General features: G+C 66.2%; 16 protein-coding genes. 8 read left to right on the top strand and 8 right to left on the bottom strand.

Annotation, left to right across the window (positions count from 1 at the left end; translation table 11 throughout):
- Window positions 1-610, bottom strand: a 610-nt coding sequence (locus tag ABD115_RS01620; RefSeq protein ID WP_343957536.1) for a ParB/RepB/Spo0J family partition protein, incomplete at its 3' end; no start/stop codon positions are given.
- A 100-nt stretch (window positions 611-710) separates the two neighbouring features.
- Window positions 711-932, bottom strand: coding sequence for a helix-turn-helix domain-containing protein (locus ABD115_RS01625; RefSeq protein ID WP_343957538.1), 222 nt, complete (start codon window positions 930-932; stop codon window positions 711-713).
- 38 nt (window positions 933-970) lie between these two features.
- On the opposite strand from ABD115_RS01625, the gene ABD115_RS01630 reads away from it, so the two are divergent.
- On the top strand, window positions 971-1,375 hold the full coding sequence (locus ABD115_RS01630) for a helix-turn-helix domain-containing protein (protein WP_343957540.1): 405 nt from the start codon (window positions 971-973) through the stop codon (window positions 1,373-1,375).
- A 162-nt stretch (window positions 1,376-1,537) separates the two neighbouring features.
- On the opposite strand, the gene ABD115_RS01635 is transcribed toward ABD115_RS01630, so the two are convergent.
- Together ABD115_RS01635 and ABD115_RS01640 are read right to left on the bottom strand one after the other, a co-directional pair.
- On the bottom strand, window positions 1,538-2,272 hold the full coding sequence (locus ABD115_RS01635; protein WP_343957542.1) for a glycerophosphodiester phosphodiesterase: 735 nt from the start codon (window positions 2,270-2,272) through the stop codon (window positions 1,538-1,540).
- On the bottom strand, window positions 2,269-3,267 hold the full coding sequence (locus tag ABD115_RS01640) for a MurR/RpiR family transcriptional regulator (protein WP_343957545.1): 999 nt from the start codon (window positions 3,265-3,267) through the stop codon (window positions 2,269-2,271). Before ABD115_RS01640 ends, ABD115_RS01635 begins: the two co-directional genes overlap by 4 nt.
- Window positions 3,268-3,370: 103 nt before the next feature.
- On the opposite strand from ABD115_RS01640, the gene ABD115_RS01645 reads away from it, so the two are divergent.
- The 6 genes from ABD115_RS01645 to ABD115_RS01670 all read left to right on the top strand — a co-directional run bounded on the left by ABD115_RS01645 (window position 3,371) and on the right by ABD115_RS01670 (window position 11,290).
- Entirely contained in the window at window positions 3,371-4,123 is a 753-nt protein-coding gene (locus tag ABD115_RS01645; protein WP_343957547.1) for a sugar isomerase domain-containing protein, read from the top strand.
- Window positions 4,124-4,160: 37 nt separating this feature from the next.
- Entirely contained in the window at window positions 4,161-5,570 is a 1,410-nt protein-coding gene (gene ngcE, locus ABD115_RS01650) for an N-acetylglucosamine/diacetylchitobiose ABC transporter substrate-binding protein (RefSeq protein ID WP_343957549.1), read from the top strand.
- Entirely contained in the window at window positions 5,567-6,535 is a 969-nt protein-coding gene (locus ABD115_RS01655; protein ID WP_343957551.1) for a carbohydrate ABC transporter permease, read from the top strand. The genes ngcE and ABD115_RS01655 overlap by 4 nt, the downstream gene beginning before the upstream one ends.
- Window positions 6,532-7,449 carry a carbohydrate ABC transporter permease gene (locus tag ABD115_RS01660; RefSeq protein WP_343957554.1) on the top strand — a complete coding sequence of 306 codons (918 nt, stop codon included), beginning with the start codon at window positions 6,532-6,534 and terminating at the stop codon, window positions 7,447-7,449. The genes ABD115_RS01655 and ABD115_RS01660 overlap by 4 nt, the downstream gene beginning before the upstream one ends.
- Entirely contained in the window at window positions 7,446-8,435 is a 990-nt protein-coding gene (locus ABD115_RS01665; RefSeq protein WP_343957556.1) for an N-acetylglucosamine kinase, read from the top strand. Before ABD115_RS01660 ends, ABD115_RS01665 begins: the two co-directional genes overlap by 4 nt.
- A 329-nt stretch (window positions 8,436-8,764) precedes the next feature.
- Window positions 8,765-11,290 (top strand): RCC1 domain-containing protein, encoded by a 2,526-nt coding sequence (locus ABD115_RS01670; RefSeq protein WP_343957558.1) that lies wholly within the window; start codon window positions 8,765-8,767, stop codon window positions 11,288-11,290.
- Here ABD115_RS01670 and ABD115_RS01675 read toward each other — a convergent pair.
- The 4 genes from ABD115_RS01675 to ABD115_RS01690 form a co-directional block, all read right to left on the bottom strand.
- Window positions 11,276-13,879: a response regulator transcription factor gene (locus ABD115_RS01675; RefSeq protein ID WP_343957560.1), complete on the bottom strand. Its 2,604-nt coding sequence runs from the start codon at window positions 13,877-13,879 to the stop codon at window positions 11,276-11,278. The two genes, ABD115_RS01670 and ABD115_RS01675, sit on opposite strands and share 15 nt — an antisense overlap.
- Window positions 13,880-13,923: 44 nt before the next feature.
- Window positions 13,924-14,589, bottom strand: coding sequence for a hypothetical protein (locus ABD115_RS01680; protein WP_343957562.1), 666 nt, complete (start codon window positions 14,587-14,589; stop codon window positions 13,924-13,926).
- Window positions 14,586-15,194 carry a S24 family peptidase gene (locus tag ABD115_RS01685; protein WP_343957564.1) on the bottom strand — a complete coding sequence of 203 codons (609 nt, stop codon included), beginning with the start codon at window positions 15,192-15,194 and terminating at the stop codon, window positions 14,586-14,588. The genes ABD115_RS01680 and ABD115_RS01685 overlap by 4 nt, the downstream gene beginning before the upstream one ends.
- A gap of 127 nt (window positions 15,195-15,321) precedes the next feature.
- Window positions 15,322-15,879: a hypothetical protein gene (locus tag ABD115_RS01690; protein WP_343957566.1), complete on the bottom strand. Its 558-nt coding sequence runs from the start codon at window positions 15,877-15,879 to the stop codon at window positions 15,322-15,324.
- A 417-nt stretch (window positions 15,880-16,296) separates the two neighbouring features.
- Here ABD115_RS01690 and ABD115_RS01695 point away from each other — a divergent pair, with 417 nt between their 5' ends.
- Window positions 16,297-17,076: a thioesterase family protein gene (locus tag ABD115_RS01695; RefSeq protein WP_343957568.1), complete on the top strand. Its 780-nt coding sequence runs from the start codon at window positions 16,297-16,299 to the stop codon at window positions 17,074-17,076.

The raw sequence follows: 17,076 nt of genomic DNA on the forward strand, positions 1-17,076 counted from the left end.
CATCACCCTCCGCGACCGGCTTCGGGCCACGCGGCTCGGGCCGCTTGTACTCTTTCCCGTCGAGCCCGGCAGGTGGCGTGTCCACGATCTCGCCAGTTCGCGTATCAACGGTCATGCCGTCCACCTCTTCGGTGAACTCTTCCTTCGTCGTCTCGGTGCGCTTGAAGACAGCAGGGCGATCTTTGCCATCGTTTCCGCGGACTGTCTCCGGCTGCTCCAACTGTCCGGTTTCGGACAGTTCCCTGACCGCGTCAGATACTGTCGACTTCGGTACGCTTGTGAGTTCCGAAATGCGGCGGATGGACTTGCCTGATTCCCGAAGTCTCGCTATCTGCGCGACGATCTCCTCCTTGGACAGCTGGCGGCGGGCGATGTTCAACTGCACGGAGAGTTCAATCTTCTGGTCCTCCGTGAGCATCGAACGAACTTCACGCGGGCAGTGGAGGCCATGATGATCAGCAATCGCTTTGCGGTGGTGGCCGTCGATAATTACGCCGGATTCGTCGACGATGATCGGAACCTGTACGCCGTCCGCGAGGATCGACTGCTCAAGCTGCGCGTACTGCTCAGGCGAGAGTGGCGGCATCGTCTGATACTTGACGGCGGTCACTGCTCGTCTCGCTTTCCGTCGATCCACAGTGCGAGCGGGATACCGACCATGGCGATGAGCATGAGGATGCACGTACCGAGTCCGGTGTCAGCGAAGATGCTCATCGTGTGGCCGTCTCGGGGAAGAAGCGGGAGACTGGAACGTCGAACTTGCGTGAGAGTGCGAGGAGTTCGGGGGCGGTGAATGGTACGTGCCCGTTGAATCGTTGGGATACTGCGCCGCGGTTGAGGTTGATGGTGTCTGCGATGACTTGCTGAGTTGCGTTGCACTCAGCGGCCACACCCCGCACCTTGTTGGCTATTTGCTGTGCTGTGTCGCTCATGGTCACTACTTTGTCGGATATATCCGACGGATGCAACCGTGAAATTCGACGTGGGGCCGATTTCATCAGCTTTTGTGGCCGCTTGGCTGGAATACTTGCACAAAGTGGTCGAAATGTCGTACACTCTAGATATGTCGAACGTAACCCAAATCGCAACCAAGCAGCCCGCAGGCAACGCGCATGTGGGCGGCATCCGACTCTGGAACATGCTCGAAAACGAGCGCTGGACCTTCCGCAAACTTGAAGCCCGCACCGGCATCAAGGTAGGCGTCATCAGCAGCCGCATGCGCGGCGTGACCCCCCTCACCATCGAAGAGGTTCAGGTCTTCGCAAGCGTGCTCGGACGCAACCCAGTCGAGCTCTACGCCGAACTCGTCAACGACGAAACCCCCACGCCAAGCGCCAGCGAGACCACCTCAAATCACCGGACATTGGTACCGTAGGTCGGGGGTTCGAATCCCTCCGGGGGCACTTGTGACACGGCTTCAGCGCGCAGCGCTGGGGCCGTTTCTGTTTTACGGAGATAGGCGGCGGTGCCGCCTCTGAGGCAGCACCGCACCCGCCCTGGCGGGCAGGAACCCACTGGGGCAAGCCTTGGACTGTCGCTACAGACCAGACACGCCCACCGGGCTGACGGCAGCCCGCGCCGACACGGGGAGGTCGGTGATGATTGCGTGCACTCCCGACTGCGCGAGCGTCGCCCAGTGCGCCGGATCGTTGACGGTCCAAGCGCGGATCGTGATGCCGGCCTCCAGCAGCCCGGTGACGGTTTCTGGGTCGAGGAGGGAGGTGAAGTGCGGGTGCACCTGCTGGATGTCGATGCTCGCGAGGTAGTCCCACGGCCGAATGAGGCCGTCTGCGTAGAGCGCCGCGAGCGCGAGCCCCGGTGCGTGGGTGCGCAGGTCGAGGAGCAATCTGTGGTGAAATGCGCTCACCACGATGCGGTCTGCCATGCCGGAGGCCGCGACAGAGGCTGCGATCGTCTCGGCCATCATCGGGTAGCGGCGTTCGAGGTTCTTTGCCTCGATGTTCAGCCGCATGCCCGTCGGCCGGAGAAGCTCGTAGACCTCGTCGAGCCTGCTGACACGCCCCTCAGGGCCGGCGGTTCGCGGATCGACGTAGTGACTCAGCTCGGCATAGTCGAGCGCCCCGATATCCCAGGCCTTGCCGGCCTCGTCGTAGAGCACGGGGTCGTGCGCGCAGACGAGGTGGCCGTCGCGGGTGCGTTGCACGTCGAGTTCGAGGCCGTCGGGGGCTTCGAGCACCGCCTGTTCAAAGGAGGCGAGGAGGTTTGCAATTGGGGCGCCCTCGCCTCGTGCGTGGGCCCAGATCTCAGTCATTCTGCGTCTTTCTGTGCGGGGCGAGCGTCGCGCACCCGGTGGTTGGCGACAATGTGCGCGGTCGCCGCAACTGCTTCGAGGGCCCGATCGTGGTCGAGCTGGGCGATGCGGGTGTAGAGAATATCGACGAGCAGAAGTTGCCCGTGCCGCGCGGCGAACGAGGCGGTGCGGTATGTCGTTCCGGTGCCCATCGTGGTGAGGTGCACGTCTGCGACGAGCGCCACGGGTGAGGCGGGGTCGCTCGTCAGGGCGATGGTCTTCGCCCCGCGCTCTTTCCCGGTGACCAGCGCCTCGTAGGTTTCGCGCGTGCGCCCCGAGGCCGAGATCGCGACGATCGCGTCGGCGGAGCTGCGCAGGGCAGCCGACGTGGCCGCGGCGTGTGTTTCGACCCACGCCCGGATGGGCACGCCGAGGCGAAAGAGTCGCAGCTCGAGCTCTTGCGCGATGAGGCCGCTCGCACCGACGCCGTAGACGTCGGTGTGCCTGGCACCGGCGATCATCTGGGCAGCCGCCTCGATTGCCGCGAAGTCGAGCTGGCGGGCGACGAGCTCCATCGCGTCGATGTCGAGTCTGGTGAGGGTGTTCGCGACCTGTTCCAGGCTGTCGTCTGGGCTGAGCCCGCCGACGAGCGGACGATTGAGGGTCGCGTTGCCGTGCCCGACCTCTTCTGCGAGGCCGAGCAGCAGCGCCTGGTAGCTCGCGAGCCCGAGGGCCTGGCAGAACCTCGTCACGGATGGCTGCGAGACACCTGCGGCTGTGGCGAGTTGCGCGGCCGACAGGTGGGTCACCTGCTCGACGTTGCCGAGGATGTAGTGCGCGATGTGCTGGTGCGCCTGCGAGAGGCTCGGCAACGCGAGCTGAATGCGGTCGGTGATGAGCGCGCCGCGCGTGGCTTCGGCCCCTGCTGCTGGGGTGTCGTGTGTGTTCATCTTGGCTCCGATCGTAGACGTGAATGCGAGATTTCGCGCGGCGAAGTAGGCGGCTTTGTCATTCATTTCACCCAGAGTTCACGCAACGTGTAATAATCATTCACACTCACCCGGTTAAGTGTATTAGAGATTCACCGACCGTGGATCAGACGCATCAAAGGAGAACCTGATGACAGAACGCATCGTGGAGTTTCACGATGAAGTCGCGCGCCGACTCGCTCAGCTGGCACGCACCGCCGAGGAGGGCGGCTTCGACGCCGCAATTTCACTTCTCAGCGACACCGTCGCGGCTGACGGGGTGATCCACGCATTCGGCACCGGCCACTCCGAGGCCTTCGCGATGGAGGTGGCAGGTCGCGCAGGCGGCCTGATCCCGACGAACAAGGTTGCGCTTCGCGATGTCGTCATCCGCGGCGATCGAGACGTCAGCGCCCTCACCGGGTACCCGCCGCTCGAGCGCGACCCCGAAATCGGAGATGAACTCTTCGCCACGATCCTGCGCGAACCACAAGACGCCTTCATCATCGCGTCGAACTCCGGCGTGAACGGTTCAATCGTCGGCATGGCTCTGCGCGCACAGAAAGCTGGCCACCCGGTCATCGCCGTCACGAGCCTCGAGCACACCGCCAGGGTCACCCCGACCCACCCGAGCGGCAAGCGCCTGAGCGAAATCGCCGACATAGTTATCGATAACCTCGCCCCCTACGGCGATGCCGTGCTCGCCAGATCCACCCCGCTCGGCGCTGTCTCCTCGATCACCTCGGCGTTTATCGCGCAGCTGCTCACAGTCGGCATCTCGGAACGGCTCGAACGGGCGGGGCAAGCGCCCCCCGTGTTCCTCTCCGCAAACATCCCTGGCGGTGACGAGCACAACCGCCGCCACGAGACCCACTACGGCGAGCGCATCCGCCGCATCGCCTAACGCTCACCCATCAGCTCACCGCACCCAAAGGATCAACATGTACACACCACGTTTCACCACGTCCCGTCGCGTGCTCACGGCAGCAGCGGGCGCAACCGTGCTCGCGCTGTCTCTCGGCGCGTGCGCAGCAACGCCAGGAGGGCCGGCCGAGCGCCCGAGCCAGGGCAGCGACACCACGGGCGACGCGAAGAACCCGTTCGGCGTCGCGGCAGGAAGCACCGTCGACGCGGTGATCTTTGACAACGCGAACAACGTCGCGTTCTTCGACACCGTCACCCCAACCATGCAAGAGCTCCACGAGGTCGACCTCAAGGTCACCCCGTCGACCCAGATCGCCCAGCAAGTGCAGCCCCGCTTCGTCGCCGGCACACCGCCAGACCTGCTGCACTCCGCTGGCTCAGGCTCCATCCCTGTCGCGTCGATGCTCGGCGATATCGAAGACCTCACCTCGGTTACGAACGCGATGAACCTGAATGGCGAGCCCATCGCCGACACGCTGTACCCAGGCGTGCTCGACCTTGCAAAGTACGATGGCAAGCTTGCGGCGGTCAACTACTCGCTCAACGTTCATGCAATGTGGTACTCGAAGTCGATGTTCGACAAGTACGGCTGGGAAGCGCCAAAGACCTGGGATGAGGCCATGGAACTCGGCGCCGCCGCGAAGAAGGAGGGAAAGTACCTCTTCACCTGGGGCAAGGAGGGTTCGGCCTACTACCTCTCGCTCGCGATCGACAGCGCGGTGAAGGAGGGCGGCCGCGACGTGCTCGCTTCCCTTGCAAACCTCGAGGCCGACTCCTGGAGCCAGCCAGAGGTGCAGCAGTCGTTCGCCGCCCTCAAGGAGATCGTCGATGCCGGCTACTTTATTCCCGGAGGCGCGGGCACGCAGTTCAAGGCGGCTCAGGCGCAGTGGAGCCTCAAGCAGGAGGCCCTGATGTACCCGACCGGGTCGTGGATCGAGGGCGAGATGGGCGACGAGATCGCCGATGGCTTCGAGATGGTCGGAGCCCCAGCGCCGACGATCACCACAGAGTCAGCTCTGCCATACGAGGCGATGCGTTTCGCGGGCGGCAACCGCTTCGTAGTGCCGTCTGATGCCGCGAATGCCGCGGGCGCGAAGGAGACGCTCCGCGTCATGCTCTCCCCCGATGCGGCCGCTGAATTCTCGCGCATCAACAAGTCGCTCACGATCGTGAAAGACACAGTGCCAGCTGACGGCTTCGGCTCCACCTCACTGGTGTCGGCCCGAGACCTACTCGACACCGCAGGCGAAAACGCGTTTGCGTGGGACTTCACCGACGCATACCCCTTCGGCGACGACAAGACCCGCATCTGGAACGACTTCCTGTCGGGCAGCATCGACGTCGACACGCTCACGAGTGAGATGCAGAAGCTCTCGGACAAGATTCGTGAAGACGACTCGATCGTGAAGATCAAGGTGGGCAAGTGACCGAGACCGTCACCGCACTACCAGGGGCCCCCGGTCGCACTCGCGGCCGGGGGCCCCGCGGGGGCTTCGACAGGGCCTCCATGCTCGCCGTATTCGTCGGTGTGCCCCTCGCGCTCTACCTCGTCTTCGTGATCTGGCCGATGCTGCAGGCGACCGTCTACTCGTTCACCGACTGGAGTGGCTTCAGCGGCAGTTTCGGCTTCGTTGGGCTGAACAACTACATCGAACTCTTTCGCGACGAGTCGTTTCTCATCGCGATCCGCAACAACCTCATCATTCTCGCTGCACTTCCAGTGCTGTCGCTCGCAATCGGCCTGCTGCTCGCGGTCATGGTCACTGTCGCCGGCCCCTCCCGCGGCGGCGTGCGGGGCGTGCGCGGCTCAGCCTTCTACAGGGTCGTCGCGTTCTTCCCTGCCGTGATCCCATCGATCATCATCGGCATTATCTTTGCGCAGGTCTACGACCCGAACAACGGCATTCTCAATGGCGCCCTGACCGGGATCGGGCTCGAACAGTTTCGCTCCTTCGCCTGGCTCGGGGAGGCATCAACCGCGATGGCCGCGACGATCGCGGCCATGGTGTGGGCCACGTCGGGTTTCTACATGGTGCTCTTCATCGCAGCGATTCGCGGCATCGACACCGAGCTGTTTGAGGCAGCGCGGCTCGATGGTGCCGGCCGCATGCGCATCACCCTGTCGATCGTGCTCCCCGGCATCGCCGCGAACGTGAAAACCTCGTACGTGTACGCGGGCATCGCCGCCCTCGACTCTTTCGTCTTCCTCCAGGCGTTCAACCCGAGCGGGGGGCCCAAGCGGTCGACCCTTGGCATCACCCAGGAGATCTACTCGACAGCGTTTCAGGAGGGGCGGTTCGGGCTCGCGTGCGCCATGGGCATTGTGCTCACCCTGCTCACCTTCGCTTTTGTCGGACTCATACACAGGCCCCGGAAGAAGGCTGCACGGTGACCTCATCCATTTCTACACCGAATAAGGCGGCGCTCACCCCGGCTCGCGCGGCCGGCCCCCGCGCGCGCAGGAAGCGCGCATCGGCACCGTCAGAGCGCCTCGTCGGGGTCAGCTCGCAGGCTGTGCTCGTCATCTGGACGGTGGTGATCGCCGTTCCGCTGCTCTGGACAGTCATGAGCTCGTTCAAGTCGAGCCGGGAGATTCTTGCCTCCCCGTTTGCGCTGCCGAGCTCATGGTCATTCACCAATTATGCGACCGCTTGGGCTGACGCACGCATCGGCGAGTTTTTCATGAACACGCTTGTTGTCGTCGGCGGGGCGCTCGCGCTCACGATGCTGCTCGGCGCAATGTGCGCATACGCGCTCGCCCGCTTCGAGTTCCCTGGGCGCACCGCGATCCGCAATCTGATTCTCGCCGGGCTCACGTTCCCCGTGTTCCTCGCGGTCGTGCCGCTGTTTTTTGTCGTGCAGCAGTTTGGGCTGATGAACTCGCTCGCGGGGCTCATCGTCACCTATGCGGCCTACGCGCTCCCGTTCACAGTGTTGTTTCTCACCGCATTCTTTGAGCGTCTTCCGCACGAAATCGCCGAGGCAGCCGCGATTGACGGCGCCTCACAGTGGCGCACCTTCTTCTCGGTGATGCTGCCGATGGCCGGCCCTGGCATGTCGGCGATCGCGCTCCTGAACTTTGTGGGCCTGTGGAATCAATACTTGCTCCCCGTGATCCTCATCACCGACCCCAGTAAGTCCGTGCTCACGCAGGGCATCCAGGTCTTCGCCGTGCAGGCAGGGTTCAACGTAGACTTCGGGGCGCTGTTCGCAGCCGCGGTGATGACAATCTTGCCCGTGCTCATCGTGTACGTCATCTTCCAGAAGCGGCTCCTCGCCTCGGTCTCCCAGGGGGCGCTGAAGTGACGCTCATCGCAGTCGATGCCGGTGGCACCCGAACCCGCGCTGCAGTCATCGACCGCAGAGGGCGGCTGCACGGCCTCGGAATCGCGGGCCCGGGGAACCCGACAGCCGTTGGCAGGGAGGCAGCTGATGCGGCGGTCGTCGCCGCGCTCGCGGAGGCACTCGCCGCCGCGGGCACCCCGGCAGAACGCATCAAAGGCGGAGCCGTGTGTTCGGCCGGGCAGCACGACGCCGACAGGGTGCGAGCGATCTTGGCCGGCTCGGGCATGAGCGCGGAGACCCCGGTGGTGCTCGTCGGAGATGCAGTTGGTGCCTACCTCGCAGTCGCCGACGAACCGACCGGGCTCGCGCTCGTTGTCGGCACCGGAAGCGTCGCGATTCGCGTCGAGGGCACGAGGATCGCCGAGGTGTTTGACGGAGCCGGCTGGCTGCTTGGCGACCTCGGAAGCGGATTCTGGCTCGGGCAGGCCGTCGCTCAGGCGGTCGCCGCCGATATCGATGGGCGCGGCCCACGGACCGCGCTCACCGCTGACGTGCTCGCCCGGATAGCATCAGCCGATGTCTCAAGCTGGGGCGGTGGCAGACACCCCGAGCTGCTGCAGCTGCTCCGGCACTGCTATGCAGCGCCGCCAGTGGAGCTGGCCGCCTTCGCCGAACTCGCGTTCGCGCACGCACGTGCAGATTCCGTTGCCGCACGTATCGTTGAGACCGGCGCGAAGCATGTGGCGGCAACGCTCAGAGCTGCGCGCGCGTCTGCACCAGGCACCCCCATTGCAGGCAGTGGATCCGTGCTCATTCGCGGCTACCTTGGCACCGACGCCCACCCAAATGTGCTCGCAACCGAGCTTGCAGACACCGACTTCCGCCGCTGCGACGACGGCCTTGTCGGAGCTGCAATGCTCGCACTCCACGAAGCCGGGGTGCCGCGCACGCTGGCGTTGCGCGAGGAGCTCGAGGCAGCGATCACCCGATCGAGGGCTGGTCGCTGAGGGGCGGAGTTTGAGTACGTTGCATCAACTCGCCGTAGACCCCGTCGGCTATCGGCGTGTCGACTGCTTCGAACCGCCCGGGGCACAAGGCTCGAAAACTCATGGGCTGCAGACGATGAGCGCACGAATTCAGAGCAGCAATTGGCAGCCTACGTCTGCGCTTGGCTCATTCACGGGTCGTTGGCTCCCAACACGCGCTCCGAAAACCGCACGCGTAGCCGCGCGCACACACGCGTAGATCCACGCAGCGCACCACGCAGATTGCCCCGGGCACCGTGAGGGCGCTCAGCGCGGGCTGTTGACTGAGATCAACACGGAAGGGCTCCACTATGGATCTGCAGACTCATCGAAACGCCGCGCCGAGCCGCAGCATCGCAAAGCGCGCCGGGCTGGGCCTTGCGGTCGCCGCCGCGGCTCTCGTCGCCATCTTCGGCGCGACATCCACCCTCGTGGGTGCGGTGACGACCGACAACTCCACGGTTCACGGCAACGAATTCCGCAAGTCGATCCGCATCGACGGCGGCGCCTACAACCTCGCCGCGACCCCCTCAACCCCCGCGACAGGTGGAGCGTTCGGCCCGGGCGATGCCGAGGGCACGGTCACCTTCGACATGCAGCCCGAGGGCGCGGATCCGCTCCCACTGAAGCGGGGCGAGAGCGTCGCCGTTGAGGTGTCGCTGCCCCTCGGCGTCAGCCCAACAGACGTTCCAGGCGCCGACACCGGCACCGCGTTCGACCGAGCGTGGAGCTCGCAGCAGACTGACGGCGTCTGGTCCGTGCGCAGCACGGTGACCGCGACCGCCACTGGCCCCGTTGCGCTGCCTGCCGGATCGTTTGGCGTCACCACACAGTTCGACGGCGTCCGGTCAGATGAGCAGCTCACGGTCAGCGCGCGCACCATCACCTCCGAGCGCCTCACGAGCACGCACCCAGAAGCGATCACGGTGCTGCCCGCGGCCTGGAATGCGCAGGCCGGTGTCTACGGCCTCGCGGTGTCGGGCCCGTCGCCAACCTCGGTGAGCATCGCGTTCGCGTCGCATGACGGGCAGGAAGACGAGGTGCTGCACCTGCGCACCGGCGAGTCGCTCGTTACCAGCGTGCAACTCCCGGCCGGGGTTCACCCGGGCGAGCTCCCCGCGCGCACCGACGCTCACGGCATCTCGACCGAGTGGGCGAGCGCGCCCGCCGAGACCGGCGCAACGGTCACTGCCACGCAGACCGCAACCGAACCGGTCTCAACCTACCGCACAACTACCCTCGAGTTTCCCATTAGCGTCGACTACGCGACCTGGGTCAGCGGCTTTACCGTCACGGCGGGCGCAACGCTCCCCGAGCGCTTCGTCAGCGCGCACCCCAGTGACGAACTGCACGTAGCGGGCCGCGTTACTGGCGCCTCCCGCCACCTGGTGGGTGCGGGCGCAGGCCACTCGATCGCGGTGACGCAGGGCGACCCGACGGCGTTTGGTTGGGGCAAGAACGACTACGGGCAGGCCGGCACCGGGTCCAATCGCCCAGTTGACACCTCCGTCACTCCGGTCAAGAGCGCCGAGGGGCTGCGGTTCGAGAAGATCTCGGTCGGGGCAGATCACACGCTCGCTCTCACGCCCGAGGGAGAAGCATATGCCTGGGGCCTCGACGCGCATTCCCAGACCGGGATCGACATGCTCTCCTACTCCTATCGAACGCCCAGGCCCGTGCGAGTCGACAACAACGAGCGCTACGCTCAGGTCGCCGCCGGCACGCACCACTCGCTCGCCCTGACCGCTGACGGCCGAGTGAAGGGCTGGGGTTGGGGCATGCACGGAGCGCTCGGGGCTCGGGTCGACAGCAACACTCACTACGGGCGGCCGTCCAGCATCGGCCAGCCGGCGAACCTGCGGTTCGTCAGCGTCGAGGCCGGCAGCCAGAGCACGTTCGCCATCGACACCGACGGCCGAGTCTGGGCGCAGGGTACAAACGCTGAGGGGCGCCTCGGGCTGGGAAACAACGTGTCGAAGAAAAACACCTTCACCGAGGTGAAGATGCCTGGCGACGCAAAGATCGTGCAGATCGTTGCGAACAGTTCGACTGAGAACCAGCAGACGCTCGCGCTCACCGACACCGGCCAGGTTGTCGCCTGGGGCCTGAACCAGGGCGGCGAGGCTGGCACCGGCATCGACGGCAGCACGCCGCGCGTCGTGTGGGAGCCGCGCTTGATTCAGCTGCCTGAGGGCGTGCGCTTCCAGAGCCTCGCAGCGGGCGACGGCGTCTCGCTCGGGCTCTCGACCGACGGCCAGGTGTACTCGTGGGGCACCAAGACGCTCGGCTATGGCTCCCCCTCGAAGACTGCGATACCGACGCGCGTGCCACTTCCGGGCGACGCAGGGGGCTACGTCGATATCGCGGCCGGAGACGCGCACGCTTTCGCGCTCGATGCGGGTGGCACCCTCTATGGCTGGGGCTGGGAGAGCGGCGGGCGCCTGGGCACCACGGGCAACGGGTTTCAGGTGACGCCGAAGCCCATCGGAGTGCCGCAGGGCGCCGCAGCGCAGGAGGCCGCGGCAGACACCGGCGACGCGGCAGGCACAGAGGGCACGGAACCCACCGACACCCCGGAGGCTATCGCGGGCGAGGGGCCGGCCAACGACCTCGACCTAGACCTAGACCTCGACATCGATCTCGGAGAGCAGCCGGCGGATGGGCACCCCGGCGACGGGTCTCCCGCGGGCACGCAGCACATTGGCGAGAACACTGAGCGTGTCGCCGATGCCATGCGGCGCACAACCGATGGCGCTGAGCGCGCCGCCGGTCGTGGCGTCAAGGCCGGTTCGGTGCCCAGGGAAGCACGGGCCCGCCTGACGCTACCTGCGCGTTGAGTACTCGCCAATCTCCTCGCGCTCAAGCGCACCAGACTTGCGGCGAATGTTTCGCAGGTGCGTCTCGACGGTGCGCACGGAGAGGCTGAGCGCGCTCGCGATCGCGGGGTTGTTCATGCCCTCGGCGACAAGGTCGATGATCTCCCGCTCGCGCTGGGTGAATCCGAGGCTCGACTCGACCTGGGTGAGCGCGATCGCCGTCGCCGGGTCTTCCGATGACATGAGTGCCGCGACCTCCTCGCGCACCTCGGTTGCCCGGTCTTCCTCCCCCGCCTCGCGATACAGCTTTGCCGCGGCGAGAAAGTACCTGAGCGCGGAGTCGTTCGCGTGCTCGCGCCGCAGCCACCTCGCGGCCGCGACAAGGCCCGCAGCATCCCTGTTGTGCAGGGCGATTCTGGCGTCGAGATAGGCGAGAAACACGGTGCCCCCGAGGTACTCGAGCCTGGAGCGCTCAGCCACGGCCGCGTCGACGTTGAAATCGAGCAGCATCGCGAGCATCGTCGAGCCGGCGGCCGAGAACTCGTAGCCCCGCTCGCGCAGCTCGCCCGCGAGCGCGAGATAGCTCGCGCTCATCTCTTCAGGCGTACCATCGATCTCCGTGACCAGGGCCGCAGGGAAACCGAGCGCCCCCATCGGCACCCCGTCGCTCCGCCCCTTGTACGAGGCTCCGCGCTCGATGAGCGTGCCGACTGAGCTGATGCGGCCGCTGCGACGGGCCGCGATCGCGAGCGCGTTCATCAGGGCGCGGTCGGGGCCGAACAATATGTTTGCCGCCTGAAACTGGCCGCTCGCCGCGATGCTGCCCGCTGCCGTCGCGTCGGCGTAGCGGCTCATTGTGAGCAGCGCCATCACCGCGACATACGCCTGCGCGACGACCGCCGAGCGGTCGAACCGTTCGCGGGCCACCGAGAGCTGCGACGATGCCCACTCGAGCGCCTCCTGCGGGCGCCCGGCCGTGACGAGCGCGACGCCTCGTAGCGGCGCCGCGAACCGCGGCACCCAGCCGGTGTCGGGCAGCTTCGCAAACTGCTCAAGAGCGGTCGCCGGTCGGCCGCCGAGCGCGTGCATTGCGATGAGGATCAGCCCACCGACGTCGCCCTCGATCCCCGGCAGCTCTGAGAGCTCCTCAATGCGGCTGAGCATCGCTGCGGTGATCTCCGCCTGTTCGGCGCGAAACCCTATCGCAAGCGCCTCGACCGCGCCGGGGTAGTCGGGTGCGGCGCTCCCCCGGAGAGTCTCCTCAATTACCTCAAGCGGCTGCTCCTGGGTGACAAGCCAGCGAGCGTGGAGATAGCGGAAGTAGAGCGCCTCGACGGGCGCTGCTGACTCGAGCGGGGTGCCGGCAACGATCGCCTCGACCTGGCCCTCTGGGGAGTCTCCCGTGAGGCGAAGTTCGAGAGCCGCGATGCCGGCGCCCGGCGTAGGCCGATCAGACCAGTTCGCCCACGTGCGGCCGAGGTCGGCCTCGAAGCGATCGCGGAAGGCGCGGGCGATCAGGGGTATCTCGGGGTTCGGAATAACGTCGGCGAACTGCCGCGGAATCTGTGGTTGCTCGGCGACCTCCGCACCGAACTCGGTGCCGAGCACCTCCTCGATCTGCTGCCGCAGCCGAACGCCGCGCACCGACGGCGCCCGGTGCCGAAAGTAGTCGCTGATGCCCGGGGGGTTCACCGTTACCCGTGGCCCAAGCCCCGCGGTGAAGAGCCGCACCAGCCCGCGCCCCTCAAGCCGCTCGACTTCTTCTTGGCCGACAAGGGTTGTGGCTTGGTCGACGGCGAGCGGCCCAGTCGCGACAAGCATCTCGAGAGCTTCTCGCGTCTCCTCGGAGTAGCGGTAGAGCAGCGACTCGAATGCGCCCTCGAGCTCGTCTGACCACAGGTCTGCTCCGTCGTGCCAGACGTTGCCCTGCTTGCGAATCTTCGCACGCCGCTTTGCGCTGTCGGCGAAGGCGATGGCGTAGCCGGGCAGCCCGCCAGACTTCATGTGAACCCGCCCGCTCAGCGAGGGCGCAACCTGGTCTCCGAGCCGCTCCTCGAGCAGGTCATGGATCGCGTCGAGGCGCAGCTCCACGAGCGTGAGCTTCACGACGGGCTGAGCCATTCGAATGAGCAGGCGCTCATCGGGGTCAATGTCGCTTCGCGACTCCGAGGTGCCAACGATCGGCACGCCGGTCGCCTTGTGAATCTGTTCGAGCAGCACCCACGATGCCTCGTCGAGCAGGTCAATGTCGTCGACGAGCACGGCAGCTGGGCCTTCGCTCAAGAGCTCGGTGACGGCACGCGGAAGCTCGATCGCGAGGTCGGCGTCGGGCCGACGGTTGACCGGCAAGTTTGGTAGCGCGACCTTAAACGCTTCGAGCGGGCGCGCGTTCTCGATGCCGCGAAGCTGCACGAGCGCGAGGCCAATGCCCCGCAGCGCGTCTGCCGCTCGCTTCAACAGTTCGGTGCGGCCAGACCAGTGTTGCCCGGTCACCGATACCGAGGTGCCGTCGATCACGTACCGCACAATGCGCTGAACCTCGGTGTTTCGCGCGTACACTGGCTCCCCCTCCTGCTGCCAGGGCGGCAGCCCCCGCTGAATGAGAGACATCGGTCGGCCGTCGCGCTCACCCAGTACAGGCAGGATATCGCGCATCATCGCTCCCGCGCAGTACCCGGTTGCCTCGTGCGTCGAGGCAGCGCGGCGAAGCCCGCGGCGAGGAGCGCTGCGGCGCCGAGCAGCAGGGCAACACGCGTCGTATCGTTCGCGCCCGTGCTCACAAGGCCCGCGGTGTCAGGTGCACCCGGCGACTGGCGCTCGATGCCAGTGAATGCGAGGTCGACGACCGATACCGCCGCTCCCTCATCGGCGAACGCCTCGGGGTAGCGCACCTGCACACAAAGATCGACGGTCGAATCTGCCGCGATCGTGCCCTGCGACAACGGCATCGCGGCGGCGAGCGTCACCGCCGGCGCCGCCGCCATGCGCTCCGCCGAGCAGTCTGTGGTGCGCATGGAAGAGAGTGTGAGCGCAGCTGCACCATCGCCCAGTCCGTGCTCACTCACCACGATCGGCGTGAGTGCGAGCTCGAGGTCCGTTCCGGAGCCATTGTGTACCTGAGCGACGGCACGGGCCTCTTCACCAGGGTGCAGCGTCACGTGAAACAGCCCGCGCGCCGGCGTGACCGTGAGTGCGTCGGCGCGCGCACCGCGTGCGAGTTCGTGCGCGTGCGCCGGGCTGGGCGCGACGACCGCCGCCGTTATCGACACAGCGGCGAAACTCCCCGCGAGCATCGTCGCGAGGAGTCGTCGCGCGGTCATCGCGACGACCCGCCGGTGACAGCGCCCTCGAACGCCCGCCGAGAATCAGCCACATGGGCTGTTCGCTCCTCGGTTGCGGGATAGGTTTCGAGATCGGTTGCGGCATCCCCGGCTGAAGCGGGCCGCGCTGCTTGGCGCTTGCGCGTGCTCGGTGCGAAGAGCGCGACAAGGAACACGGCGCCAACGATGAGCCGAACGGCCCAGAGCTCTGACACTCGGAAGAGGGTCGCCCAGGTCCCGTGCAGCACGAAGCGAGGCGTGCCGAGCACCTGCTCCTGGGTCACCGGGAGCGGGTCGCTGATCTCGTTGCCGTCGCCCTTGAGAATAGCGCCGTCGTCGGTGACGGTCTGAACGCGGTGCACATACTGATCAGAGGTGTCGCCTGCCGAGAATGACACAACGACGGGCTGGCCTGGGCGCTGCAGTTCATCGCCGGTGGGCTGCTGCACGACAAGCACATCGCCGACTTCGTACGTGGGTTGCATAGAGACGCCCGTGACGGTCATGTAGTAGTCGCCGCTCACCGTCGCCCAGAGAAACGGGACAGCGAGCGCCACCAGGGCAATGCTTGAGAGCGTTCGCAGTGTCAGAATAATGCTTCGCATGTCGTCCTCCGAAGTAGCGGCCCGAGTGCGGCCAAAGCGTGTGGGGGTGCGCGAGATGCGCGCGTGGCGCCGAACAGCGGAAACCGGGGTCAGCGCTGTTCGGCGCCACGGGTGGGTCAGCGCGGAGCTAGTTGCTCTTCGCGATGCTGTTGAACAGGTAGTCGGCCGTGACCTGCGCGTCGTCGAGACCCGCTGCGTGGAACGCTGCCGCATCGTCGACGAACACGTCGACGCGCACCTTGGCATTCTGGCCGGGCGCGAGCTCAAACGAGTCGCTCCCGCTGAGGCGCATGTCTGCGAGCTTGCCGGTGCTCACGAGCGTGCCGCCGTCAACCGCGACGCGGGTATCGAGCGCGCCGGCGAGCTGGGCGCCCTTGGCGCCGCCTGGCTGCACCTGCGACGCGAGCGTCACGGTGAGGGTCGCGTTCGTTGACGTGTTGGTGACCGTGTAGTACCCGGTGACCGCTTCGCCATCCATCTCGCCGGTGAAGGTGTTGGTCATCGGAGCGCCGGTAACAATGAGCTCGCCGTCAGCGGTCGTGTCCGAGATCTCTGTCTTGAAGACGTTGTCAAAGATGGTGCTGTTCGCGGTCACCAGCGCACCGCCGACGGTAACGCCGGCAATCAGCAGGAGCGAACCGCCAGCGATCGCGATCTTCTTCTTGGTGGATGTCTGCGTAGCCATGGTGACTGACCTTTCTCAGGGGGGGGAATGGGTGAGAGCCAGATCGAGTCGGAGTGTCGATCTTGGGTGTTTGCCTCGAGAACGAGTCAACCGCCTGAGATGGGTGCCCCCACGGGTTTGCGCGAGATCTGCGGGGTCGCGCACTGAGATCTACGCGTGTTCCGTGGGCACGTACGTCCACGACAACCGGGTCGCGACGGATCCGCGACGTTGCACGCCATAACCGCCCGAGTCGCGGCGCGACCTCACTTGGCCCCGAGCGCTGCGCGGCTTCGCGGGAGCGGGGACAGCGCTCGGGGCGCGGTGAGCAGAGAAACCGGGCGCAAACTCTGCAAGAATGAATCGAGTCGGCCTGCCGCGCAACACACCCCTGCGAGCGGGCGCACCGAAAGCCACTGCGAAAGGCCCCAGTTAGCTATGACCGCCCCGCGCCCCGCGTACTTCCGTCAGCTCTCCCCCACCCGTTTCGAGGCGACGGAGTTCACCTCGGGGGCTTGGAATACCTCCGAACAGCACATCGCCCCGGCGATCGGTCTGCTCGCGCACCTGATCGAAGCAGACCATCGCAGTCGTGGTGGCCAGTTGCGGCTGGCGTCGCTGTCGTGTGACATTCTCGGGGTGCTTGCCATCGGTGAGTTCGATGTCGAGGTCTCGGTCGTGCGCCCTGGCCGCACGATCGAGCTTGTTGAGGCGGTGCTCACCAGTGGGGGCCGCACGGGCGTGCGGGCTCGCGCGTGGATGCTGCAGACCGCCGACACGGAGGGCGTAGCGGGCAGCGGCTTTGCCGCGATGCCGGCACTCGCTTCCACTCCCCCGTTCCCGTTCGGCGAGACCTGGGAGGGGCAGTGCGTGAAGACCCTTGAAGTGCGCAGGGAGCAGCTGGGGGCGGGGCGCGGGCGCAGCTGGGTTCGTACTGACACCGAGCTGCTCGCGGGCGCGACCGTCAGTGAGCACGCCCGATTCGTCGGAATGCTCGATTTCGCGAACGGGCTTGTGCCCCGCGCGAACCCCGCGGAAATCGCCTTCCCCAACGTCGATCTCAACGTGTCGTTCTTCCGTGCCCCCGCCGGCGATTGGCTGGGGCTCGATACGACAGTTTCGTTCGGGCCAGACGCGGTCGGGCTCACCGAGTCGGTTGTGCACGACGAGCACGGCCCGGTCGGCACGCTTTCGCAGACGCTCACTATTCGGGCGTGA

Source organism: Leucobacter albus (genome assembly GCF_039528015.1).
GTDB lineage: Bacteria > Actinomycetota > Actinomycetes > Actinomycetales > Microbacteriaceae > Leucobacter > Leucobacter albus.

What these genes read in the sequence shown, in the direction of transcription:
- ngcE (WP_343957549.1), top strand. Translation starts at nt 4,161, where the DNA reads ATGTACACACCACGTTTCACCACGTCCCGTCGCGTGCTCACGGCAGCA.
- ABD115_RS01690 (WP_343957566.1), bottom strand. Translation starts at nt 15,879, where the DNA reads ATGGCTACGCAGACATCCACCAAGAAGAAGATCGCGATCGCTGGCGGT.
- ABD115_RS01640 (WP_343957545.1), bottom strand. Translation starts at nt 3,267, where the DNA reads ATGAATGACAAAGCCGCCTACTTCGCCGCGCGAAATCTCGCATTCACG.
- ABD115_RS01635 (WP_343957542.1), bottom strand. Translation starts at nt 2,272, where the DNA reads ATGACTGAGATCTGGGCCCACGCACGAGGCGAGGGCGCCCCAATTGCA.
- ABD115_RS01625 (WP_343957538.1), bottom strand. Translation starts at nt 932, where the DNA reads ATGAGCGACACAGCACAGCAAATAGCCAACAAGGTGCGGGGTGTGGCC.
- ABD115_RS01670 (WP_343957558.1), top strand. Translation starts at nt 8,765, where the DNA reads ATGGATCTGCAGACTCATCGAAACGCCGCGCCGAGCCGCAGCATCGCA.
- ABD115_RS01645 (WP_343957547.1), top strand. Translation starts at nt 3,371, where the DNA reads ATGACAGAACGCATCGTGGAGTTTCACGATGAAGTCGCGCGCCGACTC.
- ABD115_RS01695 (WP_343957568.1), top strand. Translation starts at nt 16,297, where the DNA reads ATGACCGCCCCGCGCCCCGCGTACTTCCGTCAGCTCTCCCCCACCCGT.
- ABD115_RS01675 (WP_343957560.1), bottom strand. Translation starts at nt 13,879, where the DNA reads ATGTCTCTCATTCAGCGGGGGCTGCCGCCCTGGCAGCAGGAGGGGGAG.
- ABD115_RS01685 (WP_343957564.1), bottom strand. Translation starts at nt 15,194, where the DNA reads ATGCGAAGCATTATTCTGACACTGCGAACGCTCTCAAGCATTGCCCTG.
- ABD115_RS01680 (WP_343957562.1), bottom strand. Translation starts at nt 14,589, where the DNA reads ATGACCGCGCGACGACTCCTCGCGACGATGCTCGCGGGGAGTTTCGCC.